Annotated in this window: 27 protein-coding genes and 1 tRNA gene; 15 read left to right on the top strand and 13 right to left on the bottom strand. The window is 67.1% G+C overall.

The genetic code is table 11. The features are described from left to right. Positions 1-20 precede the first annotated feature (20 nt). The 6 genes from plsX (at position 21) to ACH13J_RS01310 (ending at position 4,766) form a co-directional block, all read left to right on the top strand. Positions 21-1,130, top strand: a complete 1,110-nt coding sequence (gene plsX, locus ACH13J_RS01335) for a phosphate acyltransferase PlsX (protein ID WP_397541502.1) — start codon at positions 21-23, stop codon at positions 1,128-1,130. Beyond that, a complete protein-coding gene (locus ACH13J_RS01330; protein WP_397541501.1) occupies positions 1,127-2,101 on the top strand; it encodes a beta-ketoacyl-ACP synthase 3 in 975 nt (324 codons plus the stop codon). Before plsX ends, ACH13J_RS01330 begins: the two co-directional genes overlap by 4 nt. Positions 2,102-2,209: 108 nt before the next feature. Beyond that, complete coding sequence (gene ihfA / locus ACH13J_RS01325) at positions 2,210-2,512, top strand: integration host factor subunit alpha (protein ID WP_397541500.1); 303 nt, start codon at positions 2,210-2,212, stop codon at positions 2,510-2,512. A gap of 15 nt (positions 2,513-2,527) precedes the next feature. Then, a complete protein-coding gene (locus ACH13J_RS01320) occupies positions 2,528-3,463 on the top strand; it encodes a MerR family transcriptional regulator (protein WP_397541499.1) in 936 nt (311 codons plus the stop codon). Between the two features lie 62 nt (positions 3,464-3,525). Next, positions 3,526-3,602, top strand: a tRNA-Pro gene (locus tag ACH13J_RS01315). 90 nt (positions 3,603-3,692) lie between these two features. Beyond that, on the top strand, positions 3,693-4,766 hold the full coding sequence (locus tag ACH13J_RS01310) for a 2'-deoxycytidine 5'-triphosphate deaminase (protein WP_397541498.1): 1,074 nt from the start codon (positions 3,693-3,695) through the stop codon (positions 4,764-4,766). A 4-nt stretch (positions 4,767-4,770) separates the two neighbouring features. Here the strand turns inward: ACH13J_RS01310 and ACH13J_RS01305 are convergent, their stop codons facing one another. The 6 genes from ACH13J_RS01305 to argS all read right to left on the bottom strand — a co-directional run bounded on the left by ACH13J_RS01305 (position 4,771) and on the right by argS (position 10,310). Next, entirely contained in the window at positions 4,771-4,989 is a 219-nt protein-coding gene (locus ACH13J_RS01305; RefSeq protein WP_397541497.1) for a hypothetical protein, read from the bottom strand. 71 nt (positions 4,990-5,060) lie between these two features. Beyond that, complete coding sequence (gene scpB / locus ACH13J_RS01300) at positions 5,061-5,720, bottom strand: SMC-Scp complex subunit ScpB (RefSeq protein ID WP_397541496.1); 660 nt, start codon at positions 5,718-5,720, stop codon at positions 5,061-5,063. A 39-nt stretch (positions 5,721-5,759) separates the two neighbouring features. Next, positions 5,760-6,548 carry a segregation/condensation protein A gene (locus tag ACH13J_RS01295; protein WP_397541495.1) on the bottom strand — a complete coding sequence of 263 codons (789 nt, stop codon included), beginning with the start codon at positions 6,546-6,548 and terminating at the stop codon, positions 5,760-5,762. Beyond that, positions 6,538-7,548 (bottom strand): beta-N-acetylhexosaminidase, encoded by a 1,011-nt coding sequence (gene nagZ, locus ACH13J_RS01290; RefSeq protein WP_397541494.1) that lies wholly within the window; start codon positions 7,546-7,548, stop codon positions 6,538-6,540. Before nagZ ends, ACH13J_RS01295 begins: the two co-directional genes overlap by 11 nt. After that, complete coding sequence (locus tag ACH13J_RS01285; protein WP_397541493.1) at positions 7,545-8,474, bottom strand: SPOR domain-containing protein; 930 nt, start codon at positions 8,472-8,474, stop codon at positions 7,545-7,547. The genes nagZ and ACH13J_RS01285 overlap by 4 nt, the downstream gene beginning before the upstream one ends. A gap of 90 nt (positions 8,475-8,564) precedes the next feature. Further along, the gene (argS, locus tag ACH13J_RS01280; RefSeq protein ID WP_397541492.1) at positions 8,565-10,310 is read right to left on the bottom strand and encodes an arginine--tRNA ligase; all 1,746 of its coding nucleotides are present in this window, start codon (positions 10,308-10,310) and stop codon (positions 8,565-8,567) included. 167 nt (positions 10,311-10,477) lie between these two features. On the opposite strand from argS, the gene ACH13J_RS01275 reads away from it, so the two are divergent. Next, positions 10,478-11,209, top strand: a complete 732-nt coding sequence (locus ACH13J_RS01275; RefSeq protein ID WP_397541491.1) for an outer membrane beta-barrel protein — start codon at positions 10,478-10,480, stop codon at positions 11,207-11,209. Between the two features lie 139 nt (positions 11,210-11,348). On the opposite strand, the gene ACH13J_RS01270 is transcribed toward ACH13J_RS01275, so the two are convergent. Both ACH13J_RS01270 and ACH13J_RS01265 read right to left on the bottom strand, forming a co-directional pair. Beyond that, a complete protein-coding gene (locus tag ACH13J_RS01270) occupies positions 11,349-11,984 on the bottom strand; it encodes a hypothetical protein (protein ID WP_397541490.1) in 636 nt (211 codons plus the stop codon). Between the two features lie 77 nt (positions 11,985-12,061). Continuing rightward, on the bottom strand, positions 12,062-13,228 hold the full coding sequence (locus tag ACH13J_RS01265) for a deoxyguanosinetriphosphate triphosphohydrolase (protein ID WP_397541489.1): 1,167 nt from the start codon (positions 13,226-13,228) through the stop codon (positions 12,062-12,064). A gap of 80 nt (positions 13,229-13,308) precedes the next feature. Here ACH13J_RS01265 and ACH13J_RS01260 point away from each other — a divergent pair, with 80 nt between their 5' ends. Beyond that, entirely contained in the window at positions 13,309-13,632 is a 324-nt protein-coding gene (locus ACH13J_RS01260; protein WP_397541488.1) for an iron-sulfur cluster assembly accessory protein, read from the top strand. Between the two features lie 50 nt (positions 13,633-13,682). Here ACH13J_RS01260 and ACH13J_RS01255 read toward each other — a convergent pair whose 3' ends face one another. Genes ACH13J_RS01255 through ACH13J_RS01245 form a run of 3 tightly spaced genes read right to left on the bottom strand, consistent with a single transcriptional unit; the run spans position 13,683 to position 16,187 of the window. Further along, on the bottom strand, positions 13,683-14,582 hold the full coding sequence (locus tag ACH13J_RS01255; protein WP_397541487.1) for a DMT family transporter: 900 nt from the start codon (positions 14,580-14,582) through the stop codon (positions 13,683-13,685). Beyond that, positions 14,579-15,652, bottom strand: a complete 1,074-nt coding sequence (locus ACH13J_RS01250; protein WP_397541486.1) for a DUF6902 family protein — start codon at positions 15,650-15,652, stop codon at positions 14,579-14,581. The genes ACH13J_RS01255 and ACH13J_RS01250 overlap by 4 nt, the downstream gene beginning before the upstream one ends. Before the next feature lie 49 nt (positions 15,653-15,701). Next, positions 15,702-16,187 (bottom strand): hypothetical protein, encoded by a 486-nt coding sequence (locus ACH13J_RS01245; RefSeq protein ID WP_397541485.1) that lies wholly within the window; start codon positions 16,185-16,187, stop codon positions 15,702-15,704. Positions 16,188-16,522: 335 nt separating this feature from the next. Here ACH13J_RS01245 and xth point away from each other — a divergent pair, with 335 nt between their 5' ends. Beyond that, positions 16,523-17,305 (top strand): exodeoxyribonuclease III, encoded by a 783-nt coding sequence (gene xth, locus ACH13J_RS01240; protein WP_397541484.1) that lies wholly within the window; start codon positions 16,523-16,525, stop codon positions 17,303-17,305. Between the two features lies 1 nt (position 17,306). On the opposite strand, the gene ACH13J_RS01235 is transcribed toward xth, so the two are convergent. After that, positions 17,307-18,485 carry an FAD-dependent monooxygenase gene (locus ACH13J_RS01235; RefSeq protein ID WP_397541483.1) on the bottom strand — a complete coding sequence of 393 codons (1,179 nt, stop codon included), beginning with the start codon at positions 18,483-18,485 and terminating at the stop codon, positions 17,307-17,309. Between the two features lie 78 nt (positions 18,486-18,563). Then, complete coding sequence (gene dksA / locus ACH13J_RS01230) at positions 18,564-18,986, bottom strand: RNA polymerase-binding protein DksA (protein WP_397541482.1); 423 nt, start codon at positions 18,984-18,986, stop codon at positions 18,564-18,566. Between the two features lie 191 nt (positions 18,987-19,177). Here dksA and ACH13J_RS01225 point away from each other — a divergent pair, with 191 nt between their 5' ends. From ACH13J_RS01225 to ACH13J_RS01200, 6 genes are all read left to right on the top strand, one after another. Next, the gene (locus ACH13J_RS01225; protein ID WP_397541481.1) at positions 19,178-20,017 is read left to right on the top strand and encodes an AAA family ATPase; all 840 of its coding nucleotides are present in this window, start codon (positions 19,178-19,180) and stop codon (positions 20,015-20,017) included. A gap of 442 nt (positions 20,018-20,459) precedes the next feature. Next, complete coding sequence (locus ACH13J_RS01220) at positions 20,460-21,818, top strand: DUF2927 domain-containing protein (RefSeq protein WP_397541528.1); 1,359 nt, start codon at positions 20,460-20,462, stop codon at positions 21,816-21,818. Between the two features lie 3 nt (positions 21,819-21,821). Then, entirely contained in the window at positions 21,822-21,992 is a 171-nt protein-coding gene (locus tag ACH13J_RS01215; RefSeq protein WP_397541480.1) for a hypothetical protein, read from the top strand. Between the two features lie 11 nt (positions 21,993-22,003). Further along, a complete protein-coding gene (locus ACH13J_RS01210) occupies positions 22,004-23,188 on the top strand; it encodes a vWA domain-containing protein (protein ID WP_397541479.1) in 1,185 nt (394 codons plus the stop codon). Between the two features lie 141 nt (positions 23,189-23,329). Beyond that, complete coding sequence (locus ACH13J_RS01205; protein WP_397541527.1) at positions 23,330-23,761, top strand: GNAT family N-acetyltransferase; 432 nt, start codon at positions 23,330-23,332, stop codon at positions 23,759-23,761. Between the two features lie 42 nt (positions 23,762-23,803). Next, on the top strand, positions 23,804-25,228 hold the full coding sequence (locus ACH13J_RS01200) for a protein adenylyltransferase SelO family protein (protein ID WP_397541478.1): 1,425 nt from the start codon (positions 23,804-23,806) through the stop codon (positions 25,226-25,228). Positions 25,229-25,248: the final 20 nt, after the last annotated feature.

The raw sequence follows: 25,248 nt of genomic DNA, 5'->3' as shown, positions 1-25,248 counted from the left end.
AGGCAGGGGCACGCGTCCTGATGACCGAAGCACCGGATCAGAACAAGGCGCGCCCCGACCGCACCATCATTTCCGTCGACGCCATGGGGGGCGACCACGGCCCGGCGACAGTGGTCGCCGGTATCGCGCGCTCCGCCAAGAAAAACGACCGGATTGGATTTATCCTGCACGGCCCCGAGGCAGAGCTCGCGCCTCTCGTGGCACGCCGCAAGACCCTCGCCGGACGGTGCGAGATCCGCGACGCGACAGATGTCGTCTCCATGGACGAGAAGCCGAGCCAGGTGATCCGCCATGGCAAGGCGACCTCGATGTGGTCCGCGCTGGATTCGGTGCGCAATGGCGAGGCGACGGTCTGCGTGTCGTGCGGCAACACAGGCGCACTGATGTTGATGTCGGTCGTGCGCCTGCGCAAGCTGCCGGGCATCTACCGCCCGGCGATCGGCGTGTTGTGGCCCTCGCAGAACCCGCAAGGGTTCAACATCATGCTGGACGGCGGCGCCGACATTCGCGCCGATGCCAAGGACCTGATGCAATACGCGCTGATGGGGACGTCCTATGCCCGCAACGGGTTCGGGCTGGCGCGTCCCAGGGTCGGGCTGCTCAATGTCGGCACGGAGGAGCACAAGGGCCGCGCCGAACTGAAGGAGGCGCATGACTTGATCGCCGCCAATGCGCGGATCGCCGATTTCGAATTCGTCGGGTTCGTCGAGGGGCGCGACCTGCCCGGCACCACCTGCGATGTCATCATAACCGACGGGTTCACCGGCAATGTCGCGCTCAAGACCGGGGAGGGCGTGGCCAAGCTGGTGTCCGATCTCCTGCGCGAGGCGTTCCGGTACACGCCCCTGTCGCGGTTCGCCTCCCTGCTGGCCCTGACGTCGCTGCGCCGGCTGAAGAAGCGAATCGACCCGCGCCGCGCGAACGGGGGGGTCTTTCTGGGGCTCAACGGGACGGTGGTAAAATCCCACGGCGCGGCCGATCCCACCGGCGTGTCGGCGGCGGTGAAACTTGCCTTTCAACTGGCCGAGACAGGCTTCACCGAAAAACTCGCCGCGCGGGTTGCATCTGCCGCGATGCTTGATCAGGATGCGCCGACCGAAGACCTGAAAGCCAACGGTGAACATCAATGACATTGCGCGCCGTTGTAGAGGGCGTGGGCCACTACCTGCCGGACCGGATCGTTCCGAACAGTGAATTCGAAAAGACGCTCGACACCTCCGACGAATGGATCCGGACCCGTTCGGGGATCGAGCGGCGCAGGTTCGCCGCCGAGGGGCAGACCACATCCGACCTCGCGCTGAAGGCGGCGCAGGCGGCGCTGCGGAACGCGGGGCTGGCGCCTGACGACATCGACGGGATCGTGGTGGCCACGTCGACGCCCGACCTGACCTTTCCGTCGGTGGCGACGATGGTACAATGCTCGCTGGGTATGACACGCGGCTTTGCATACGACGTGCAGGCGGTCTGCGCGGGGTTCATCTACGGGCTGGCCAACGCCAACGCCATGATCCTGTCGGGCCAGGCCCGGCGCATCCTGCTCATCGGCGCAGAGACGTTCAGCCGCATCATGGACTGGGAGGACCGCGCCACCTGCGTGCTGTTCGGCGACGGTGCCGGCGCAGTAGTCGTCGGCGCGGCCGAGGGCGCCGGCACGAAGGAGGATCGCGGCATACTGGCTTGCGACCTCAACTCCGACGGACGCTACCGGGAAATGCTCTACGTCGATGGCGGCCCGTCGACCACGGGAACCGCCGGGAAACTGCGGATGCAGGGCAACCCGCTGTTCCGCCAGGCGGTAGAAAAACTCGCAACCACCGCAGAGACGGCGCTGGCGCGCGCCGGGCTCAGCCATGCCGACATCGACTGGATCGTGCCGCACCAGGCCAATATCCGCATCATCGCCGGGACGGCGAAAAAGCTCGACGTGCCCATGGAACGGGTGATCGTGACGCTGCAGGATCACGGCAACACCTCGGCCGCGTCCATTCCGCTCGCGCTGTCCGTCGGCGTGTCCGAAGGCCGGATCAAGCGCGGCGACCTGATCGTTTTCGAAGCGATCGGTGGCGGGCTGGCTTGGGGGGCGGTGGTGCTGCGGTGGTAGCACGCCGTACCGGCAGCGAATACCGGGTAAGGACAGGCATCCAAGTCATTGACATTGACTCGGAAATTTCTTGCGCCGTAAAGTCGTGCAATAGAACGAGGGGATGTGATGAGCGACAAGACCATAACAAGAATGGACCTGAGCGAGGCCGTCTTCCGAGAAGTCGGCCTTTCACGCAATGAATCCGCGCAACTGGTGGAAAGCGTGCTGGAGCACATGTCCGACGCGCTCGTGCGCGGCGAACAGGTCAAGATTTCCTCATTCGGCACCTTTTCGGTGCGTGACAAGTCGGCCCGGGTCGGACGCAACCCCAAGACCGGCGAAGAAGTGCCGATCGATCCGCGCCGGGTCCTGACGTTCCGGCCGTCGCACCTGATGAAGGAACGGGTTGCCGCCGGGAACCGCAAGTAAGGAAGGCCACGGCCCATGGCCAAATCCGCCGACGCGTTCCGCACCATAAGCGAAGTGGCCGAATGGCTCGAGACGCCGGCGCATGTGTTGCGTTTCTGGGAGAGCAAGTTCACGCCGGTCAAGCCCGTCAAGCGGGCGGGCGGGCGGCGGTATTACCGGCCACAGGACATGCGGCTGCTCGGCGGTATCAAGAAGCTGCTGCACGAGGACGGAATGACCATCAAGGGTGTGCAGAAACTGCTCCGCGAGGAGGGGGTCAAGCACGTCGCCGCGCTGTCGCAGCCCCTTCCGGGCGAGGCGGAGGAGGAGGCGACCGCCAGTGTCCCGGCAGGCGAGGCAGGCGCACACAGCACGCAGGAACAGCCCCCCGGACCGCGACCAGAGCCCGCCGGCACGGACGACGGCGCATCCTCGGCGCCGGACACGCAAACACCCGCCCCGGCCCATATGGCCGGAGCGGACGAGCCCCCCCCGGATCAAGGTGAAACGACGGCGCCGGAGGCACCCGCCCAGGACGCGGCGGGAAAAGAGGCCGATGCGCAGCCCGGGTTGGACCTTGATGCCCCTGCCACCGAGCATGACAGGCAGGATGCAGCTGAACCGGCCCAACCGGGCACCGGTGCAGAATCGCCAGCGCCGGGCGAAACGCACGACGCCCCCACCACCGGCGCGCCGCCGGGCCGGCAGGAACCCGCCCAGGCTGGAACCGGCGCCACCGGACAGGACGCCACCCGCCCCGGCGCGGAGACCGAAGGCGCAACCGCCCCGCCCGGGCCCGCGGTCACGTCGGTGGATGTGCCGCCCGATCCTGATGACGCAATCGATGCCGGGCCGGGCATCCTGTCGCAACTCACGCGGCTGCCCCGTCCGCTGCTGCCGCGCGACCGGCAGGCGCTGCGGCCATTCGTGGCGCGGTTGCGGGAAAGATTGTCCGCGATGAATGAAAACTGAGGTGGAAAATTCGCGTTTGCCCCTTGTCCCGGGTGATGAATCCAGTATTAAACGCGGGTCGTCGGGCTATAGCGCAGTCTGGTAGCGCGTCCGTCTGGGGGACGGGAGGTCGCAGGTTCGAATCCTGCTAGCCCGACCAAGCCGATCCTCCCCCGCGCGTCACGGACAGACATCCGGCACAGCCGGATCCCGCGCCAGAGGGATCAAGCGGGGAACATCGGGGGTGCCCATGACCGGCGTTCTGGCCAGCCAGCAGTTGAAGGCGCTGATCGCAGATGGGCGCATATCGGCGCAACGCCCGATCCAGCCGGAACAGATTCAGCCTGCCAGCCTCGACTTGCGCCTTGGGAGCGTCGCCTACCGTGTGCGCGCCTCTTTCCTGACCGGGACCGATCGCAGCGTCGCACAGCGCCTCGAGGAACTGGAGATGCACCGCATCGACCTGACGGCGGGGGCGGTCCTCGAAAAGGGCTGTGTTTACGTCGTGCCCCTGCTGGAAACGCTCGACCTGCCCACGGAGGTGCACGCCGTGGCCAACGCCAAGTCGTCGACGGGGCGGCTGGACCTGCTGACGCGGGCCATCACGGACCACGGCGAGGAATTCGACCGCATCGCGCCCGGGTACACCGGGCCGCTCTATGCAGAGATCTGCCCCCGCTCCTTCTCGGTGCTGGTGCGGCCGGGCATGCGCCTGAACCAGATCCGCTTGCGCCACGGTCGGGCCGCGCTCGACGACCCCGAACTCGCCGCGCTGCATGACACCACGCCATTGGTCGACGGCGCGGCGGTGATATCCGACGGACTGGGCTTTTCAGTGGACCTGAGGCCGCGGGCGGGCACGCTGGTGGGTTACCGCGCCAAGCCACATGCCGGCGTGATCGACCTTGACCACGTCGGCCATTACCCGCCCGAGGATTACTGGGAAGAACTGCACTCGGGCAATGGCCGGATCATCCTCGACCCGGGGGCCTTCTACATCCTCGTGAGCCGCGAGTCGGTTCACATCCCCCCCGCCTATGCCGCCGAAATGGCCCCCTACCTTGCCATGGTGGGGGAATTCAGGGTGCATTACGCGGGTTTCTTCGACCCCGGCTTCGGCCACGATGCCGCGGGCGGCGCGGGATCGCGCGGCGTGCTGGAGGTCCGCTGCCACGAGGCGCCGTTCGTGCTGGACCACGGCCAGGTGGTCGGCCGGCTCGTCTACGAGCGAATGGACCAGGTACCCGAACGGCTATACGGTGCGGGGATCGCGTCGAACTATCAGGGCCAGGGCCTGAAACTGTCCAAGCACTTCCGCAGTTGAGCGGTCAGAACCTCCCGAACCGCCGCGCCGCCCGCATCGACTGTTTCACGCGTTTCTGCGTCTTGGTCGCGCCCTGCACCTGTTGGCTGCCCTCGGCGCCATCCTCTGTCTGGCCGTTCTTCATGCGCTTGCCAACGGCATTGATGCCGGCGTTCACGCCCTTGCCGATCACGCGGCGCATCACCAGCCGCATGACCATGTTGATGATCTGGTTGGCGTTCATCGCGCCCTCCCTTTCATGCCTGCCATTCGGAAGCTAGCACGGAATGTTGGAAATTTCAGGGCGCGCCGGCGTCAATCGTCGAACAGCTCGTCCTGCCCCTTGGGCGGCGCTTCGTTCCCGTCCTCTGTCTCACCCGTCTGCGGCAGCTCGCCAGGCGGCGGGCGGTTTTCCAGCAAACCGGCCTCGCGCAGTTCCTTCAACCCCGGCAGGTCGCGCGCGCTCTCCAACCCGAAATGATCGAGGAATTCCTGCGTGACCACGAAGGTCACCGGCCGCCCGGGCGTCATCTTGCGGCGGCCGAAGCGGATCCATTCCAGTTCCAGCAGCTGATCAACTGTCCCGCGGCTGACCGAAACGCCGCGGATCTCCTCGATCTCCGCACGGGTCACCGGTTGGTGGTAGGCAATGATGGCGAGGGTCTCGATGGCCGCGCGGCTGAGCTTGCGGGTCTCCACCGTTTCCGTCTGCATCAGGTGGCCCAGATCGGGGGCGGTGCGCATGGCATAGGCATCCCCCACCCTGACCAGCTGCACGCCGCGCCCCTCGTAGCGGCGGCGCAGATGTGCCAGCGCCTCGGCCACGTCGCAGCCATGCGGCATCCGCGCCTCCATGTCCCGCAGGGTCAGCGGCGCGGCGCTGGCAAACAGCATAGCCTCGCACATGCGTTCCTGCTCGGCCATGGGCGGTGCCTCGAACAGGCTGTCGCCGGTGTCTTCTGGGTCGTCGGCCATCGGTGTCATCCATTGCTAGAGCGCGGCCCTGTCATCGCGCTATTGCCTGCGGCGCAATTCGACGGGTGCGAAAGGTTCCGACTGGCGTATCTCGGCCCGGCCTTCCTTGACCAGCTCAAGCGAGGCCGCGAAGGTGGAGGCCGTCGCCGACCGGCGCCGGGCGGGGTCAGTGCCGAAGCCTTCCGGCAGGTAGGTGGCGATGTCCGTCCAGTTTCCCGCAAAGCCGATCAGGCCACGCATGCGTTCCATCGCCTCCTCCAGCGTGTAGACGGATTCGCGGTCGAACGCGTAGGGGCGGAATTCGTCGCGCGTGCGAATTCGGGCATATCCCTGCATCAGGTCCAGCAGGGTAGCGGTGTAGACCACACGCTTGACGCGGGTGACATCCTCCGGGACACCCCGCGCGAAGAAATCGCGCCCCAGCCTGTCGCGGGCCATCAGCTTGGCCGCGGCGTCGCGCATCGCCTGCAGACGCTCCAGCTGAAAGGCGAGATGCGCCGCCATGTCCTCGCCCGAGGGAGCCTCGTCCTCCGGATCGGGCGGTAGCAGCAAGCGCGACTTGAGAAAGGCCAGCCATGCGGCCATCACTAGGTAATCCGCGGCCAGCTCGATACGCAGCTGCTTGGCCGTCTCCACGAAATCGAGGTATTGCTGGGCCAGCTGCAGAACGGACACCTGCCGCAAGTCGACCTTCTGCGTGCGCCCCAGCGTCAGCAGCACGTCGAGCGGCCCCTCGAAGCCATCCACGTCGACCACGAGGGCCTCGGCCGCCATGCGGTCCGACACCCGCGCGACGTTTCCTTCGGTGTCGAAGTCGTCAGTCTCCATCGGCGCGTCCGTTCGTCAGCGCCTCCAGCCTTGCCTCCAGGGCGGAAATGTCAACCTCGTCGGGCGTTCGCCGTGCCGCCAGCGCGCTCTCGGCCCGCGCCTGCGCCGCGTTGGAGAGCGCGCCGGCCGCCTCGGCCACGGCGCGTTGGTCCTCAAGGCCGGCATTGCAATACAGTACCACGTCGCAACCGGCGGCCAGCGCATCCCGCGCAAGCGCGGTTGGCGCCCCCTGCAGCGCGCCCATGGCGATATCGTCTGTCATCACGAGACCGGCAAAGCCGATCTCGTCGCGGATCAACCTTAGCATTGTCTGAGAAACGGTTGCCGGCAGATTGTCGAAGGTGGGATAGACCACATGACCGGTCATCGCCAGGGGCAGGTCGTTGAGTGCATGGAACGGGGCGAAATCCACCTCCGTCAACGCGTCCTGCCCCGCTTCGGCCGATGGCAGGGTCTCGTGGCTGTCGGCCGTGGCGCGTCCGTGGCCGGGGATATGCTTGAGCACAGGCAGAACGCCACCCGCAAGCAACCCCTCGGCCGCCGCGCGGCCCAGCATCGCGACGCTGCCCGGCTCGGTGCCGTAGCAGCGGTTGCGCAGGAACGGATGCGTCTGCGCCCCTGCGACGTCCACGACCGGGGCGCAGTCAACGTCGATCCCTACGGCGTGCAATTCGTGCGCGATGATGCGGTGCCGCAGATACACCGCGTCCCGCGCCCCTGCCCCGGCCGCGGCGACGTGATCCAGCGGCGGCGGCCACGCGCGCCAGTGCGGCGGCCCGAGCCTCTGAACCCGCCCGCCTTCCTGGTCGATCAGGATCGGCGCCCGGCGGCCGACCGCCGAGCGAAGCTCGTCACACAACGCACGGAGTTGGTCAGGCGTGTCGATGTTGCGGTCGAACAGGATGAAACCGAAGGGGGCGGCCTCGGCGAAGAACGCCCGCTCCTCGGCCGTCAGCCGCAGCCCGGACGGATCCAGTATGCACGCGCCAAAGCGGCTCAACGCACCACCACCGGGATGCAATCGGCGTTCTGGTCCACCAGCGCCGAGCAGAAACGCCGCGCGTGGCTGATGTCCTCGAAGCCCATGGCGCGCAGGCGATAAAAGGTGCGCCCGCCGCTGGTGGCTTTCTGGATGACCCGGTCCTTGTCGGCGAGGTAGCCGTCGAAACGCTCGGCCAGCTTGGTCCACTGTTCCTCGGCCACCGACCGGCTGGCGAAGGCGCCGAGCTGGGCAAGACGCGTGCCGGCCGGAATGGTATCGGGGTCGATGTCCCGGACCGACGCGACCTGCGCGGCGGCACGCGTGACCGCCTCGGGCCCGTCCATAAGGGATTGGGGCCGCATCTTGGGGCGCAAGGAGCGGCCGAGCCCGCCTTCGACGGTGCCGGTATCGGCGGCGGCAAGGTCGCGGCCCGCCGACCGTTCCCCGTTCGACGGCTCAAGATCCTCCAGCGGTGCGACCCCCTCGGCCACCTCTTCCGCGATCGCCTCTATGTCCGCTGCACTGGTGCCCTCGGCCTCTGCGGCCGACCGCATGGCGGCGCCGCCGTCATCGCGGGCGCCGTCGTCGGCCCCGGTGTCGGCAAGCGCGGCCTCGTCCAGAGACAGCTCCAGCGGTTCGGGCGCAAGGATCAGCCGGTCAGCCGGTTCGCCCGCGGCCCCGCCCGCCGCGATCTCGTTGACCGAAAGCCCCTGGTGCTGCGCCTGACGTCCGCCCGGTTCATCGGGCTGGACCCGCATGGGTCCCGCTGCCGCCTTGATCACGGGTACCCCGCTGACGTCACGCACGACCATCTTGTACCCCCAGATGGCCGTTCCGACGAGCAGCGCCAAGGAGGTAACCGCACCCAGTAGGTTGGCCGCCGCTCTCAGGCGCCCGGACCGTTCGCTTTCGCCGTTGTGATACGGCTCGTGCATATCTGCCATGTCTCGCCTCGTATCCCCGGCGATCCATGGCCGCCGGGTCGTTGATGACTGCCTCACACGCCCGGCGCTTTTCGTATCATTGTCTGCGGATCACCGCATTTCCTGCACCGGAACGACGCCGAGAATACCAAGACCTGAGGAAATAACAACGGTCACGGCACGGGCCAGCGCGATTTTTGACTGCGACGTGGCGGGGTCGTTCTCCTGCAGGAAGCGCAGGGCGGGCACGTCGTTGCCCTTGTTCCACAGCGCGTGCAGCTCGCTGGCAAGGTCGTACAGGTAGAAGGCCACGCGGTGCGGCTCGTGCGTGCGTGCGGCGATCTCCACCAGACGGGGCCATTCCGCGATCTTTCGGGCCAGAGAGATCTCGGCATCGTGCGTCAGCCCGGAAAGGTCGGTTGCCGCCAGCACGGCATCGCTGACATCGATGCCGGCCGCCTCGGCCTTGCGCAGGACCGAGCAGATGCGCGCATGCGCGTACTGCACGTAGAACACGGGATTGTCCTTGGACTGTTCCAGCACCTTGTCGAAGTCGAAATCGAGCGGCGCGTCGTTCTTGCGCGTCAACATGACGAAACGGGTGACATCCGGTCCGACCTGGTCGACCACGTCGCGCATGGTCACGAAGGTGCCCGCGCGCTTGGACATCTTGTAGGGTTCACCGTTCTTGTAGAGCTTGACGAGCTGCGTGGTCTTGATGTCCAGCGGCACCTGCCCGTCGGTCAGTGCGCTGACGGCCGCCTTCATCCGCTTGACGTAGCCGCCGTGATCGGCGCCGAAGATGTCGATCAGCGCGTCGAAGCCGCGTTTCACCTTGTCGTAGTGATAGGCGATATCGGGGGCGAAATAGGTCCAGCTGCCATCCGACTTGCGCACCGGTCGGTCCACGTCGTCGCCATGGGCTGTGGACCTGAACAGGGTCTGCTGGCGCGGCTCCCAGTCATCGGGCACCTTGCCCTTGGGCGGCTCCAGCACGCCCTCGTAGATCAGCCCCTTGTCATCCAGCGTCTGCAGCGCCTCCTCGATAAGGCCGGTTCCGAACAGGGATTTTTCGGAAAAAAACACATCCATCTCGATACCGAGCGCGCTCAGGTCGGCGCGGATGAGCTCCATCATCCGCTCGGTGGCAAAGGCGCGCACCTCGGCCAGCCACACCGCCTCGGGCTGGTCGACATAGGCGGCGCCCACCTCGTCCTTCAGCGCCTCGCCCACGGCGATGAGGTAATCGCCGGGATAGGTCCCCTCCTCGAAGGCCACCGCCTGCCCGTGAGCCTCCAGGTAGCGCAGGTAAACCGAGCGGGCCAGCACGTCGACCTGCGCGCCGCCGTCATTGATGTAGTATTCTCTCGTCACCTCGTAGCCGGCATAAGCCAACAGGCTGGCCAGCGCGTCGCCGAACACCGCACCACGGGTGTGGCCCACATGCAGCGGTCCTGTCGGGTTGGCGCTGACATATTCCACGTTGACCCGCTGACCGGCCCCGAGCGACGAGCGGCCGAACGCCGCGCCATCACTCAGCGCGGCGCGCAGCACCTCCTGCCAGGCGGTGGCGGACAGGCGAAGGTTGAGAAACCCCGGCCCGGCCACCTCGGCGCTGGCGATCCGCGCGTCGCGGGCCAGCCGGTCCGCCAGCAGCCCGGCAATGTCCCGCGGCTTCATCCCGGCAGGCTTGGCCAGAACCATCGCGGCATTGGTGGCCATGTCGCCGTGCGCGGGATCGCGCGGTGGCTCCACGGTCACCGCGGCCGTATCCAGCCCCTCGGGCAGGTCACCCGCGGCCTGCAGTGCGCCGAGCGCTTCCAGCACCCGTCCGCGGATTTCGCTGAAAAGATTCATGTCGCGCCTCCAAACTGTCCGCGTGGCTCTAGCAGAGGCATCCCGGCGGTCAAGGGCGGCGGTCGTCCGCTCAGCCGTGGACCGGACCTTGGCGCGGGCCGTCTACCGCCCTTCTTTACATAGCAAAAACGTGATATGATGGGCGCGTCAAACGGGAGGAGAAAACCATGAAAGCCGCAGCAATTGTCTTTGCATTTTCGCTGAGCACCGCAGGGGCGGCTTTCGCCGGCTCGCCGGCACCCGCGCCTGCACCAACCCCGGCGCCGACACCCCCCGCACCGGCCGCCCATGACTGGACGGGCTTTTACGCCGGCGGCACGGTGGGCTATGCGAGCGCAGAATCCACCCATTGCGACGGCCCGGGCTGTGGCAGTTTCGGGTTGGGACCACTGCCCAAACCGGAGCCCGACGGCGCGATGGCCGGCTTGACCGTCGGCTACAACTTCCAGCCGTCCGCCAACCTCGTCTGGGGGTTCGAGGCAGACTACTCGTTCGGCGACCTGTCGGAAACGGTTCCCAGCACCGCCGTGTTCGGCTGTGGCGGCGGGTGCCGGACCGAAATCAGCGGGTTCGGTAGCATCAGGGCCCGTCTGGGCACACCGGTTGGCAATCGCGGCGCGTTACTGCCTTACGTGACCGCCGGCGCGGCCTTCACCGATATCGAGGCCGACCTTGTCGGTGCCGGCGCGGGTCCGGGCGATTCCACCGAGACAAGCGCAGTGGCCGGGCTCGGACTCGAATATGCCGCCGGGCCGAACTGGTCGGTCAAGCTGGAATATCTGCATGTCTTCGACACCGATAGTTTCGTGCACGATCCAACGGCTTGCGCGGCGCCCGGCTGTGGCGTGAAGGACGTGAACATGGACGTGGTTCGTATCGGCGCCAACTTCCACTTCTGAGGCCCGGCCCCGCTTCGTCGCGCCGCCTTTGCGCGGCGCTGGCATCCTTGGTCAAGCGCCCCCGCCACGATCCCGTGGCGGGGCTTTTCATTGGCGGCATCACAGGCGCCAGCGCGACGCCCGCGCCCCAAGGCGCGCATCAGTCAGCCGGAAACGCGGCCAATGGCACGATCGCCCCGCAGGGCCGCGCCGTCCCCGGCGCCGCCAGATACGCCACCGCGTGCCAAAGCGCCCGCGGTTCCAGCACCGCTGCACCCTCCCCCGGCAGCAGTATGGCGTTCACCGTCACCCCGCCGCTGGCATGACGGACCTGCAGCGCCGGGGCGAGGCGCCGGGTCGCATCGTGCAGGAGACCCGCCGTGACGCTCGCATCGCGGGGCGCCCCGGCGGCGACGATCAGCACCCGTCCGCGCCCGGCCCGCAATCCCGTGGACAGCGCGCGCGTCAACGTCTCCGCCGCGGCCATGGCGGCGGCGGGATGCGAAAGGCTGCGCAAGGGCAGAAGATGCAAGAGCACATGCAGCGGCTCGTCCGCCCACGCGTTTCCCAGACGACGACATGCCACGGGCTGCATGACGTCCAGCGCGAGCGTGTCGATCCGGTCCGGCGCGTGCCGTCCAAGCCCGAGCACCGACGCCTCGTCGGGGTCCACGGCCACGACCCGTGCCCCTGCCCCGGCAAAGGCGTGGCACAACTCGACCCCGACGTCACAGGCCGCGCCGGCCACCAGAACGGTAGAATCCGCAAAACCCCCGGGCCGGTCAGGCTTGGCCACGTCCTCTCTCCAGATCGCTGAGGCCTTACAATAGCAGGCAGGGTGCCTTTGCCACAACGCGTGACAGGGGGACGTGGTTAACCCCGCCGCTCCCCGGCGCCGCCCGGCCCCCCGAGTAACCTCGCATGGCTTTGCAGGGCAAAGCGGTCCGTCATGCCCGCGATGTAGTCGCTGACCAGCCGGGCCAGCTCGGATCGAGTCGTGGCCAGCGCGACGGCATCCTGCCATCGTCCTGGCAGGAATTCCGGCTTTTCGAGGTAAAAGGGAAACAGCTCCTCCACGACCCCGGTGACCTGCCGGCGCATCTGCATCACCGCAGGCGCGCGGTACATGCGCGCAAACAGGAACCTCCTGATCTGCTGCAGGTCCGCCCACATCGCGTCGGAAAATCGGATCACCGGGTATCCCAGATGGCGCACCTCGGTCGCGCTGGCCGGCGCGGCGGCGGCAATGAGGCCGCGCGAGGTCTCGATCACATCGGCCACCATCATGCCGAACACGCGCCGCAGCGACTCGTGCCGCCGCCGGTAATCGTCAAGACCGGGCCACGCCCGATCGACCTCGTCGTAACACGGCCCCACAACGGGCAAGGCGCGAATGTCCGCCTCGGTGAACAGACCCGCGCGCAGACCGTCATGCAGGTCGTGGTTGTTGTAGGCGATGTCGTCGGAGACGGCCGCGACCTGCGCCTCGGCGCTGGCATGCGTGTCCAGTTCGAGATCGTGACCCTCAACGTATTCGGCCAGGGCCCAGGGAAGGGCGCCTGTCACCGGGCCGTTATGCTTGGCAATGCCCTCCAGCGTGTCCCATGTCAGGTTCAGCCCGTCGAACCCGGCATAGTGGCGTTCCAGCGTGGTGACGATGCGCACCGCCTGCGCGTTGTGGTCAAACCCGCCATAGGGGACCATCAATTCGTTCAACGCGTCCTCTCCGGTATGGCCGAACGGGGTATGGCCAAGGTCGTGCGCCAGCGCGACCGCCTCCGTCAGTTCCTGGTTGAGGCCGAGCGCCCCGGCAATGGTGCGGGCGACCTGCGCCACCTCGATCGAATGGGTCAGACGGGTGCGGAAATAATCCCCCTCATGCTCGACGAAAACCTGTGTCTTGTGCTTGAGGCGGCGAAAGGCGCTGGAATGGATGATCCTGTCGCGGTCCCGCTGGTAACAGGACCGGTAGGCGCTTTCCTCCTCCGCAACCAGCCGCCCGCGCGTTTTCGCGGGATCGGCCGCATAGGCCATCTGCATGACTGCCATCCTTGTCGCCCGTGCCGCGGACGCATATATTTCAAGCGCAACACAATGGAAACCGTGAGGATCCTGCCAACATGGAACTGCCGCCGAAAGTCACTGACCGCGCCTTTGCCCGCCTGGCCGAAATCGGTGCCGGCGAGGACGGGCAGGCCTTGCGCATTGCCGTCGAGGGTGGCGGCTGTTCCGGGTTCCAGTACGACATTCGCCTTGATGCCCCGGCCGAGGACGACCTCGTGCTCGAAGGCAACGGCCAGAAGGTCGTGGTCGACAGCGTGTCGCTGCCATTCCTTACCGGGGCCACGATAGATTTCACCGAGGAGCTGATCGGCGCGCGCTTCACGATCGACAATCCCAACGCCGCCAGCTCCTGCGGGTGCGGGACATCATTTGCCATGTGACGCGGCGCAATGGTTCCGGTGGCCGCGCGCAGCCGGGTCCGGCGCCCCGCCTACTCCGCTGGAACCGCGGATGCAGCGCGCGGCCGTGCCTGATCCCAGACCAGCCAGCTGCCCGCGGCGATAACGATGGCCGCCCCAAGGAAGACGCCCACGCCCGGCCGCTCGCCGAAGGCGACAAGACCGATCCCCACCATCCACAGAAACTGCAGGTTCATCAGCGGCGTGACCACGTAGGCCGGCAACAGCCGCAGCGCGGCAACGAGCACCCACCGCGCACCGAAAAGAAACACCGCGTAGGCGCACGCCCAGGCCAGATCGGCCGGGGCCATCGGCCGGTACACGAACGGCAATGCACAGGCCATCACCCCCATCAGCGCGAGGTTGGGATAGAAAACCTGGGCAAGGATGTTGTCGTCGCGCTGCCCGATAAAGCGCGACGCCAGCATCGAGACGGTGCCCAGAACAACCGCGGCAAACGCCACGAGATGGCCCGCGCCCACGCTGTCGGGACCGGCGGGAAACAGGCACAGCACCCCGCCCGTGCCAAGCAGCAGCGCCATCCAGATCTGCGGCCGAACCGCCTCGCCAAGCACAGGCCCCGACATGAGCGCGGCAAGCAGCGGGATGAGCGCAATGAACAGGAACACCTCGGCAAACGGCAGCAGCCGGAAGGCATGAAAGAACGCCACCGTCGCCAGCACCGTCGCCACGGCGCGCACCGCCATTGCCAAGGGGCATCGCGTTTTCACACCCCTCCAGCCCCCGCCGCCACGGTTGGCCAGCAGACTGAGCCCGGCGACGATCCCGCCCGAAAGCGCGAAAAGCTGCGGCGCCGCGTAGGACGCCGCGAAAAGCTTGGTGATCGCGTCGGCGGTGGAAATGAGCAGCGTGTAGACAACCGTCAGCCCCAAGCCGGCAAGGCACGCGCCGCGCGCGACCGCCGCGGTCACGTCACCACCCCCGGCACCGCGGTCCGCGCGAAGCCGCGGAAGAATGCCCCGAAATCCACGGCCGTCTCGGCCGCCTCGATAACGGTCAGCGCCTCGTCGGACAGCCGGTCGCCAACGCGCTGGCGCATCACGCCCCAGTCCGGGCTGCGCGCGTCTTCCATCCGGTAGATGCAATCCGACAACTCGCGCAGCGGCCCGCTGCCCGGCGACGGGGCGGCAAACGCCACCGCGCCCTGGGGCATTTCATTGGCAAATCCGCCCCGGCCGGAGAGATCCATGAACCAGTTGACCATCAGCCACGGGTGATAGTCGTCGATCCCGCCGGGCCGGTCCGCGGTCACGACGTGAAAGAGCCGCACCTGATCGCTGAGCCAGCGTTCCCATACCGGCGGCGGCGTCCGGCCGGCATAGCGCAGGGCGATGCAGACCTCCGACAGAAGGTCGATATTCAGTTCGAGAAAGGCCAGCGTACCGGTGTAGCGCAGGCTGTCGATCATCTCTTCATCGAGCCCCGGGTCACGGCGACCGTATTCCGACAGGTAGAAGACGATATGCGTCAGTTCGTAGGCGGCCTTCTTGTTGGGCAGCGCGAAGGTTTCCGAGCGCCGCGCGAAGGCGCGCAGCCGGTCATCGAGCCCGGCATCGTGCCGGATGCATTCCATTCCGCGACGCCGGCACAGACGCCGCGCCTCGGCCCGCTGGAGGTCGGACAGTTCCGCGCCGGTCAGGTTCTGTTCGGCCACCCATTCGGCCAGCGCCGCGCCCTTGGCCCCGTCGAGCCCAAGATCCTCGAGGTCCAGGCAGATCGAAAGGAAGAAGCGGTAGTACTGGGGAAAAAACCCGATCCGCCGTTCGATGGTACCGTAAAAGGCGTCGTAGGAACCGAGCGCCGCCGCCCCCGGTGCGGCGCCCGTGCTTTCGAGAACGTTCAGCAACTCGGCGTTTTCCTTGAGCCAGAAAACATCCTCGCCGCCACGGCGCGTGTTGGCCACCCGGTCCACGAGCGCCGCCTGGCGCGCCGCGCGACTGCGCTGGCGGAACGGGGTTTCGAGGTGAAGAAGATCGCCCATGTCCGGTCCTTTCCTCCTTGATCTCCCGAGTTCCGTTCCGCCGCCTCGATCACATGCTCGAGGTGAACATCTCGCAGCCCTCGCCATCGGCCGCCTCGGTGCCCCGGGTTGGCCCCATCGACGATGTGAACGTGCTCACCGCATCGCCTGCATGCACCTGCGAGCGGGTCTCGGGGCGCATCGAGGAGGTGAACATCTCCACGGCCTCCCCGGTGGCCGCCTCGGTGCTGGCCGTGGGCTGCATGGATGAGGTGAACATCTCCACCGCGTCCCCGGCCCCGGCGTCGGCCCCGGCAACCGGCGCCATCGAGGAGGTGAACAGACCCACCGCCTCGCCCGACGCAACCTCGGCCGTGACGGCCGGCGCCATCGAGGAGGTGAACATCTCGGTGCCTTCGCCAAGGCCGGCATCGGCCGCCGTCACCGGTGCCATGGACGAGGTGAACGCCCCCACGGCGGCGCCGTCATGCAGGCTGCCCGTGCTGACCGGAGCGGCGGTTTCGTTGAACTGAACATGCTTGCGTTGTGCGGTCATCTGATTGGCTCCCGTTTTGAGTGACGCACGAAAACGCTTGCACGTATTCCGTGTTCTGCCAACTTCGTTTTCGCGCTAAACGAGTTATCCACAGGGCGCTTTTCGGGGTCGGTCCGTGGCCAAATCCCTGAAAGCCTGTCAGGAAATCTTCGCCCCGATGCCCGGAAAAAAATGTTATCCACAGGCCTGATATTGCGGGATTTTCAACCTTTCCGGGCAATTCCGACAGCGAATCAATCTCGCTCTCGGATATCTTCGCGCCAGCCCGCAGCGCGTGGTCACTTGCCAGCGCCGGGCGGCTGCGCGATAGAGGGGCAAAGACGCGCGGGGGAAGCATGAAAATCGCCAGTTTCAACATCAACGGCATCAAGGCGCGCGCCGCCGCCCTGACCTCGTGGCTGGAGGACGCCCGCCCCGACGTCGTGCTGCTGCAGGAGATAAAATCGGTCGACGAGACCTTCCCGCGCGAGCTGTTCGAGGATCGCGGCTATACCGTGGAAACCCATGGCCAGAAGAGCTTCAACGGGGTGGCGATCCTGTCGCGCCTGCCGTTGGAGGACGTCACCCGCGGCCTGCCCGGCGACGATGCGGACGAACAGGCCCGCTGGATCGAGGCGACGGTAATGGGCGAGAACACGGCGGTGCGGGTCTGCGGGTTGTACCTGCCCAACGGCAACCCCGCGCCGGGGCCGAAATTCGATTACAAGCTGTCATGGATGGCGCGGCTCAAGGACCGGGCAGCGACGTTGCTGGCGGCCGAAGAGCCGGCGCTGATGGCGGGCGATTACAATGTCATCCCGCAGGACGAGGACGCCAGGCGGCCCGAGGCATGGGCCGACGACGCGCTCGCCCTGCCCGAAAGCCGCGCCGCCTTTCGCCGGGTGCTCAACCTTGGATACACCGACGCGTTCCGCGCGCGCGTGCAGGGGCCCGGCCACTATACCTTCTGGGATTACCAGGGCGGCGCGTGGAACCGGGACGACGGCATCAGGATAGATCACTTCCTGCTGACACCACAGGCCGCCGACTTGCTTGTGGAATGCCGCATCGACAGGGAAGTGCGCGGTTACGACAAACCATCCGACCACGTGCCCGTCTGGATCGAGCTCGACGCCTGAATCACGGGCGGGCCGGCCCGGCCGTCACGTCGTGGTCGTATATCCAGCCGTAGCGCCGCATCAGCCGCCCCGGCGCGACGCGCCCCGCCAGCCTGAGCACGCCGTGCGCCGCCGCGCGCAGCGGCGGCAGCGAGAGATGGTATTTCCATGCATTGTCACCCGCGGCCTCGACGACCCGTCGTGCCCGTTCCCGCCGTCGGAGCTGATAGTCCGCGAGCCGTGACGCCAGCGATCCCTCGCCGCACAGCGCATCGCCCAGCACCCATGCGTCCTCCAGCGCCAACGACGCGCCCTGCGCCATGAAGGGAAGCGTCGGGTGCGCCGCATCGCCGACCAGCACCATCCCCGGCCCGTGCCATGACGGGGCGACCGGATGCCGGAAAAGTCCCCACAAGTGCACCGTTTCCACCCGTGCCAGCATGTCACGCACGTCGGGGCAGAAATCGGCAAAGGCGGCGCGCAGGTTTCCGGGGTCGTCCTGCTGGCTCCAGCTTTCTTCCTGCCATGCCGCGCGCTCTTGCACCGCAACGATATTGAGCGCGGCGCCGTCGCGCAGCGGGTAGCTGACGACGTGGCGGTGGGGTCCCATGTGCACCTGCGCCTCCGGCCCCCGGCCGGAGGTGTTTGGCACCACCGCCCGCCATGCCACCTGTCCGGTAAAGAACGGCGCGGACATGCCATTGAGCGCCGCGCGCGCAACGGAATGGAGCCCGTCGGCCCCCACCACGAGATCGGCCTGCAGCTCGGCCCCGTGGGCCAGCTTGAGCCGCGCGGGTGTTCCCGGCTCGACGCGCTCGACATGCTGGAGTAACCGCACGCGCACACCCGCCTCGCGCGCCCCCGCTGCCAGCGTGTCGACCAGATCGGCGCGGTGTACGAACCAGTAGTCGCGGCTGGCGAGGCTGCCCAGATCAAGCCGGGCGACATCCGCGCCGCGGTAGTCGACAAGCCTCACGGCCTCGGCACGGACCGCGCGCGCCCGCACGCCCTCGGCCAGCCCGAGCGCCTCGATCACCCGGAACCCGTTCGGGCTGACCTGTAACCCGGCCCCCACCTCGCGGATCGCGTCGGCCTGCTCCAGCAGCGTCACCTCGGCGCCGCGCAACTTCAGTGCGCGCGCCGCTGCCAAACCGCCGACGCCACCGCCCACGACGACAATGTTCATGCCGGTCAGTGACATGGCTCTCCCCGGGACGAAAAACGCCGGGGTTTCGACCCCGGCGCCAATACAGCCCTGTCGCCGTTGCGCATCAACGGCTCAATCGTCGCGATGCACCTTCTCGCGCCGCTCATGGCGTTCCTGCGCCTCCAGGCTCATGGTCGCGATCGGGCGCGCGTCAAGCCGCTTGAGGCTGATGGGCTCACCCGTCACCTCGCAATAGCCGTATTCGCCCTCGTCGATCCGCCGCAACGCGGCGTCAATCTTGGCCACCAGCTTGCGCTGGCGGTCGCGCGTGCGCAGTTCCAGCGCGCGATCGGTCTCCTCGCTGGCGCGGTCGGCAACATCGGGGATGGCCCGCGTGCTGTCCTGCAGGCCCTCGATCGTGTCGCGGCTTTCTTCAAGAAGTTCGTTTTTCCAGTTTATCAGCTTGCGGCGGAAGTACTCGAGCTGTCGCTCGTTCATGAAGGGTTCGTCTTCGGCCGGTCGGTAGTCGTCGGGTAGAAAGACTTCTGCTTTCATATCCGCTCCCTCATCAAGGCCAGTGTCTGGCATCGTATACTCCTCAGACATTTGGCGAGCCTGTGAGCGTGCACTTACACCCCTACCCCGGGAATGTCACTACACAAATCCGGGCCATTGATGTGTTTTCTGCAACGCAGTAGCCTCTGGCCGGGCCGTGCGCCACCCATCACGAAAAGGATTGAAATCACATGAAATTCCTCGGCACCGACTCGTATGTCGCCACCGAAGATCTGACCGTGGCCGTCAACGCCGCCGTCGCGCTCGAACGCCCGCTGCTGGTCAAGGGCGAGCCGGGCACGGGCAAGACCGAGCTCGCACGGCAGGTGGCCGGTGCGCTCGGGCTGCCGATGCTGGAATGGAACATCAAGTCCACCACCAAGGCGCAGCAGGGGCTCTATGAGTATGACGCCGTGTCGCGCCTGCGCGACAGCCAGCTGGGCGACGAGCGGGTGCACGACGTGCGCAACTACATCCGCAAGGGAAAGCTGTGGCAGGCCTTCGAATCGACCGACAAGACGGTCCTGCTGATCGACGAGATCGACAAGGCGGATATCGAGTTCCCCAACGACCTGCTGCAGGAGCTCGACCGGATGGAATTCCACGTCTACGAGACGGGCGAGACGGTCCGCGCCCTGCATCGGCCGATCGTCATTATTACGTCCAACAACGAAAAGGAATTGCCGGACGCGTTCCTGCGGCGGTGTTTCTTCCATTATATCCGCTTTCCCGACACCGAAACGATGCGACGGATCGTCGAGGTGCATCACCCCGGCATCAAGGACCACCTTCTGACCACGGCGCTCACCCAGTTCTACGAGATCCGGGAACAGCCGGGGCTGAAGAAGAAGCCATCGACCTCGGAGGTTCTGGACTGGCTCAAGCTCATCCTCGCGGAGGATCTGGCCCCCGAGGACCTGCGCCGCGACGGGGCGGATGCCCTGCCAAGGCTGCATGGCGCCCTGCTCAAGAACGAGCAGGACGTGCAACTGTTCGAACGGCTGGCGTTCATGGCCCGGCGGCAACGCTGACCGCGCGCGCCGCCGCATCGCCCTTCCTTCGGCCACCAAACCGTGTAGGCTTGCCCCGGCAGGCCAGAAGCGACGCAGGACAAGGGTGCACACCGTGCCAGACAAAAAGGTCCGATCCCGTCCCCCGGAACGACGCCCGACAGGTGTGCCGCGGGTGAGACATGGGCTCTTTCGCCTTCTTGGGCCGTGCGCGGTCGTGACCGCCCGTGGAAACAATCGCACCGTGCCCGGCCTGTCGTTTCCGCAAGCGGATGAGGCACGCCGCCGGAATGCTTCGAATCACCCTCGCCATGCTTTTGCCAAGGGCGTTCCGCACTCCGGTCAGTATCGTTCCCCAGCGTCGCGCTGTCCAAGCACGACAAAGGCTGCCATGAGCGAGTTCGCCAAACCGTTGGCCATGCCACCCGTTCCGCACGGCCGTATCCGGCACCACGCCGCGCGGATGCTTGTCATGCCGCTTTTCCTCGGGCTGGGGGCCTGCGTGTCCGCCCCGATCGAGGACGTGCCCTCGCGCGCCGCGACCTATGCGCCGTCCATGCCGGCGATGAAGGCGTTCGAAACGACCAACCCGGTTCCGCCCGAGCGATCGAACCGCGATATCGCCCGCGATTTCCTCGACCTCGCCTTCACGCTCGAATCAGGCCGCGCGCTTGAGAGGTTCTCGCGCTTCGAGGAGCCCATCTCGGTGCGGGTGACCGGCGACGCGCCGCCTACGCTCGTGCCCGATCTCGACCGGGTGCTGGGCCGCCTGCGCCGAGAGGCCGGGATAGACATCCGCCGCGTGCGCGGCGGCGTCGCCAATGTCACCATCGAGGCGGTGACGCGCGCGGAGATCCGCCGGCACCTGCCCAAGGCGGCCTGTTTCGTGGTACCAAACGTGTCCAGCCTCGACGCGTACCGGCGTGCGCGCCATTCCAACAGGACCAGCTGGACCGAACTGACCCGCCGGAACCGGATCGCAATCTTCGTGCCTGCCGACAGCGCCCCGCAGGAGGTGCGCGACTGCCTCCACGAAGAGCTGGCACAGGCGATCGGGCCGCTCAACGACCTCTACCGCCTGCCCGACAGCGTGTTCAACGACGACAACGTGCACGCGGTGCTGACCGGGTTCGACATGCTGATCCTGCGCGCTTTCTATGCGCCGGAACTGAAACCCGGAATGACGCGCCAGCAGGTCGCGACGCGGCTGCCGGATATCCTCGCACGGCTCAACCCGGGCGGGGCGTCGATACCGCCCCGGCGCCTGCCGGCCACCCCGCGCAGCTGGATCCGCGCGATCCAGACGGCGCTCGGCCCGGGGGCCGGGCCGGACACGCGGCGGCGCGCGGCGCGGCAGGCGCTCGAGATCGCCCAGGACGAGGGCTGGCGCGACCACAGGCTGGCCTTCAGTCACTTCGCGCTCGGGCGGCTGGTGCAATCCGCCGATCCCGAACACGCCCTGCACCAGTTCATCGCCGCGGATGCCATATACCGGCAGACACCCGGGACCGGGCTGCATCGTGCCTACTCCGCCTCGCAATTGACTGCCTACGCCATCAGCCAGGGCCGGGGCGCCGAGGCGCTGGAGCTGCTTCGCCCGCACCTGATCATCGCCAAGCGGCACGAGAACGCGGCCTTGCTGTCGACCCTGCTGATGCTGCGCGCGGAGGCGCTGGAGCTGGAGGGACGCGCGAGCGAGGCACGTGCCGTCCGGCTGGACAGTCTGGGCTGGGCGCGCTACGGCTTCGGCGCGGACTGGGCGGTGCGTGCGAAGCTGCGCGAGATCTCGGCGCTCAGCCCCCTGAATGATAAAGACGGGTAGCCCATGTTCCTTGCTGTCATCGCGGCCGTCATCGGGGCCATCATCGGCGCGCTGGTCGCGTGGCGGCGGAAAGGCACGATCGCCGATATCCTGCAATACGCCGCCGTTTTCGCCGTTATCTTCGCGCTGATCGGCTTGTTCCTCGCCATTTTCCTCGTGCGCAGCGCGGGCTGACGGGGCCGGCGATGTTCCTGCCATTCTTCGAGAACCTTCGAAACGCGGGCCTGCCGGTGTCGCTGCGCGAATACCTCACCTTCCTGGAGGGCATGGTGGCGGATCTCGTGACCTACGACGTGGAGGGCTTTTACTACCTCGCCCGTGCAGCGATGGTGAAAGACGAGCGCCACATCGACCGGTTCGACCGCGCCTTCGCCGCCAGTTTCGAGGGATTGGAGCGGATCAGCGCCGACGACGTGATCGAGGCCGTCGACCTGCCCCGCGAATGGCTGGAAAAAATGGCCGAGAAACACCTCAGCGAAGAAGAAAAGGCGGAGATCGAGGCGCTCGGCGGGTTCGACAAGCTGATGGAGACCCTCAAGGAGCGGCTGAAGGAACAGCAGGAGCGGCACCAGGGTGGCAACAAGTGGATCGGCACCGCGGGAACCTCTCCTTTCGGCGCCCATGGCTACAACCCCGAGGGGGTGCGCATCGGCCAGAAGGAGAGCCGTCACCGCAGGGCGGTCAAGGTCTGGGACAAGCGCGAGTTCCGCAATCTCGACGACTCGGTAGAGCTGGGCACGCGCAACATCAAGGTAGCGCTGAAACGCCTGCGCAACTGGGCGCGCGAGGGCGCAGAGGACGAGCTGGACCTCGACGGCACGATCCGGTCCACCGCCGAGCACGGCTATCTTGACGTCAAGATGCGCCCCGAGCGGCACAACGCGGTGAAGGTTCTGCTCTTTCTCGACGTGGGCGGCTCGATGGACCCGCATGTTCACGTGGTCGAGGAGCTTTTCTCGGCCGCGCGGGCCGAGTTCAAACACCTCGAATACTACTATTTCCACAACTGCCTCTACGAAGGCGTCTGGCGCGACAACCGCCGCCGGTGGGACCACCAGACCCCGACGATGGACGTGCTGCACACATACGGATCGGACTACAAGTGCATCTTCGTGGGCGATGCGTCGATGAGCCCCTACGAGATCGCATATCCCGGCGGCGCCAACGAGCACTGGAACGCCGAGGCGGGGCAGGTCTGGCTTGAGCGCGCCCGTGCGCAATGGCCGGATCATCTCTGGATCAACCCGGTGCCGGAAAGGCACTGGCCCTACACCCATTCCATCCGGATGATCCGCGAGATTTTCGAGGACCGGATGGTGCCGATGACCCTGGCGGGGATCGAGGAAGGCATGAAGGAGCTGGGCCGCTAGCAGCCCGCGCGGCGCAGGGAAAAAACGTTATCGGACAGGCGCGGACCGCACGCATGTGGACAAATGGGCAGGGCCGTGAGACAGCCGTGGCGACAGCGGCCGCGCGCGGCCCGGCAGAAGGATGACAGGCACTTGACCCAGATGACGCTGGCCCGGCCCGACCACCTCGACACGTTGATGCGGCTGGTGGCGGATTTCCATCACGAGGCCGGGATCGCACAGGACGAGAGCGAGCGCCGCGCCGCGCTGGCGCCCCTGCTGGAGGGATCGCCGCACGGCGCGATCTACCTCGCCGGGCCCGTGCGCGCGCCAATCGGCTACATCGTCGTGACGTTCGGCTGGTCGGTGTCCTCCGGGGGGCTCGACGGGTTCGTGGACGAGCTTTACGTCCGCCCCGGCGTGCGGCAGCGCGGCATCGGCACCGAGATGCTGCTCAGCCTGCCCAAGACCCTTGCCCGCGCAGGCCTGAGGGCCATCCATGTCGAGACAGGACGCCACGGGGCGCGCTCGCTCTTTAGCAGGGCCGGGTTCCGCCCGCGCGAGGAAACGATGCTGATGAGCCGCCGGTTCTGACGCCCCACTGGCATTCGCCGACGGAACGCTTACTTCCATGGCATGACCCTGCAGATACCCTTTGACAATTCCTATGCACGCCTTCCCGCCCGGTTCTACGCCCGGCTCGATCCCTTGCCGGTCAAGGCGCCCCGGCTGATCCGGTTCAATCATGAGCTCGCGGCGGAGATCGGCATCGCGCCGGGCGCGTCGGAGGACGATCTGGCGATGATCTTTTCGGGCAACAAGGTACCCGAAGGCGCGGAGCCGCTGGCCCAGGCCTATGCCGGCCACCAGTTCGGCGGGTTTTCCCCGCAGCTGGGCGACGGGCGCGCGAACCTTCTTGGCGAGGTGCGCGCCGGCGGACGGCGTCACGACATCCACCTAAAGGGGTCCGGGCCCACGCCCTACAGCCGCATGGGCGATGGCCGGGCGTGGATGGGGCCGGTTCTGCGCGAATACGTGGTGTCCGAGGCGATGCATGCCCTTGGGATTCCCACCAGCCGGGCCTTGGCGGCCGTGGCCACCGGGGAACGGGTCTATCGCGAAAACGGGGGGATGCCGGGCGCCGTCCTGGCGCGCGTCGCCAGCAGCCACATCCGGGTGGGTACCTTCCAGTTCTTCGCGGCGCGCCGCGACATCGAGGCGCTCACGGCGCTGTACGAACACACCGTGGAGCGGCACTACCCGCAGGTGCAGTCACCCGCCGAGCTGCTCGACGCGGTGATCGCCCGGCAGGCGCGGCTGGTGGCGCAGTGGATGGCCGTCGGCTTCATCCATGGCGTGATGAACACCGACAACACGACCCTTTCGGGCGAGACGATCGACTACGGCCCATGCGCGTTCATGGACACGTATCACCCCGACACGGTCTTTTCGTCGATCGACATGCAGGGGCGCTATGCCTATTCCAACCAGCCCAACGTGATCGTCTGGAACATGGCACAGCTGGCAACATCGCTGGTCCCGCTCATGCCGGACCAAGAGGCGGCCGTGGAGCGGTTCACCGAGTCGGTGCACGCCATGCCGGACAAGATCCGCGGCGAATGGATGGCCCTGTTCCGGCGCAAGATCGGGATCGGGGAGGCGCGGTCCGAGGACGAGACGCTGATCACCGACCTGTTGCAGCGCATGGCGGAAAACCGGGCGGATTTCACCAACACCTTCCGCATGCTGGCCACCGGCGGGCCGGCGCGGGACCAGTTCCTCGACCCCGCCGCATTCGACGCGTGGGAAGCGGAATGGCGCAAGCGGCTGGAGTCCGAAGCCGACCCCGGGGAACGGATGCGCGCGGCCAACCCGGCCTTCATTCCCCGCAACCACCGGGTCGAGGAGATGATCACCGCCGCCGTGGATGGCGAATTCGGCCCCTTCGAAAGACTGCTGGAGGTCCTGTCGCGCCCCTATGACGACCAGCCCGACGCGGCCGACCTCACCCGCCCGCCCGCGCCCTCGGAAGTGGTGCACCAGACCTTTTGCGGAACGTGACGCGCCCGGCCTGTGGGGCG

Origin of the sequence: Roseovarius salis, assembly GCF_044472985.1 — a bacterium.
Lineage (GTDB): Bacteria > Pseudomonadota > Alphaproteobacteria > Rhodobacterales > Rhodobacteraceae > Roseovarius > Roseovarius salis.
The sequence above is the reverse complement of the archived record's forward strand: the minus strand, read 5'-3'. Positions and strand labels throughout refer to the sequence as shown.

Bases quoted from the DNA above. Each gene is read 5' to 3' on its own strand.
- xth (WP_397541484.1), top strand. From the start codon at position 16,523: ATGAAAATCGCCAGTTTCAACATCAACGGCATCAAGGCGCGCGCCGCC.
- ACH13J_RS01235 (WP_397541483.1), bottom strand. From the start codon at position 18,485: ATGTCACTGACCGGCATGAACATTGTCGTCGTGGGCGGTGGCGTCGGC.
- ACH13J_RS01225 (WP_397541481.1), top strand. From the start codon at position 19,178: ATGAAATTCCTCGGCACCGACTCGTATGTCGCCACCGAAGATCTGACC.
- ACH13J_RS01320 (WP_397541499.1), top strand. From the start codon at position 2,528: ATGGCCAAATCCGCCGACGCGTTCCGCACCATAAGCGAAGTGGCCGAA.
- scpB (WP_397541496.1), bottom strand. From the start codon at position 5,720: ATGGCCGACGACCCAGAAGACACCGGCGACAGCCTGTTCGAGGCACCG.
- ACH13J_RS01260 (WP_397541488.1), top strand. From the start codon at position 13,309: ATGGAACTGCCGCCGAAAGTCACTGACCGCGCCTTTGCCCGCCTGGCC.
- ACH13J_RS01310 (WP_397541498.1), top strand. From the start codon at position 3,693: ATGACCGGCGTTCTGGCCAGCCAGCAGTTGAAGGCGCTGATCGCAGAT.
- plsX (WP_397541502.1), top strand. From the start codon at position 21: ATGACCGAAGCACCGGATCAGAACAAGGCGCGCCCCGACCGCACCATC.
- ACH13J_RS01295 (WP_397541495.1), bottom strand. From the start codon at position 6,548: ATGGAGACTGACGACTTCGACACCGAAGGAAACGTCGCGCGGGTGTCG.
- ACH13J_RS01265 (WP_397541489.1), bottom strand. From the start codon at position 13,228: ATGCAGATGGCCTATGCGGCCGATCCCGCGAAAACGCGCGGGCGGCTG.
- ACH13J_RS01285 (WP_397541493.1), bottom strand. From the start codon at position 8,474: ATGGCAGATATGCACGAGCCGTATCACAACGGCGAAAGCGAACGGTCC.
- dksA (WP_397541482.1), bottom strand. From the start codon at position 18,986: ATGAAAGCAGAAGTCTTTCTACCCGACGACTACCGACCGGCCGAAGAC.
- ACH13J_RS01200 (WP_397541478.1), top strand. From the start codon at position 23,804: ATGACCCTGCAGATACCCTTTGACAATTCCTATGCACGCCTTCCCGCC.
- ihfA (WP_397541500.1), top strand. From the start codon at position 2,210: ATGAGCGACAAGACCATAACAAGAATGGACCTGAGCGAGGCCGTCTTC.
- ACH13J_RS01205 (WP_397541527.1), top strand. From the start codon at position 23,330: ATGACGCTGGCCCGGCCCGACCACCTCGACACGTTGATGCGGCTGGTG.
- ACH13J_RS01330 (WP_397541501.1), top strand. From the start codon at position 1,127: ATGACATTGCGCGCCGTTGTAGAGGGCGTGGGCCACTACCTGCCGGAC.
- ACH13J_RS01210 (WP_397541479.1), top strand. From the start codon at position 22,004: ATGTTCCTGCCATTCTTCGAGAACCTTCGAAACGCGGGCCTGCCGGTG.
- ACH13J_RS01250 (WP_397541486.1), bottom strand. From the start codon at position 15,652: ATGGGCGATCTTCTTCACCTCGAAACCCCGTTCCGCCAGCGCAGTCGC.
- ACH13J_RS01220 (WP_397541528.1), top strand. From the start codon at position 20,460: ATGCTTGTCATGCCGCTTTTCCTCGGGCTGGGGGCCTGCGTGTCCGCC.
- argS (WP_397541492.1), bottom strand. From the start codon at position 10,310: ATGAATCTTTTCAGCGAAATCCGCGGACGGGTGCTGGAAGCGCTCGGC.
- ACH13J_RS01215 (WP_397541480.1), top strand. From the start codon at position 21,822: ATGTTCCTTGCTGTCATCGCGGCCGTCATCGGGGCCATCATCGGCGCG.
- ACH13J_RS01245 (WP_397541485.1), bottom strand. From the start codon at position 16,187: ATGACCGCACAACGCAAGCATGTTCAGTTCAACGAAACCGCCGCTCCG.
- ACH13J_RS01275 (WP_397541491.1), top strand. From the start codon at position 10,478: ATGAAAGCCGCAGCAATTGTCTTTGCATTTTCGCTGAGCACCGCAGGG.
- ACH13J_RS01305 (WP_397541497.1), bottom strand. From the start codon at position 4,989: ATGAACGCCAACCAGATCATCAACATGGTCATGCGGCTGGTGATGCGC.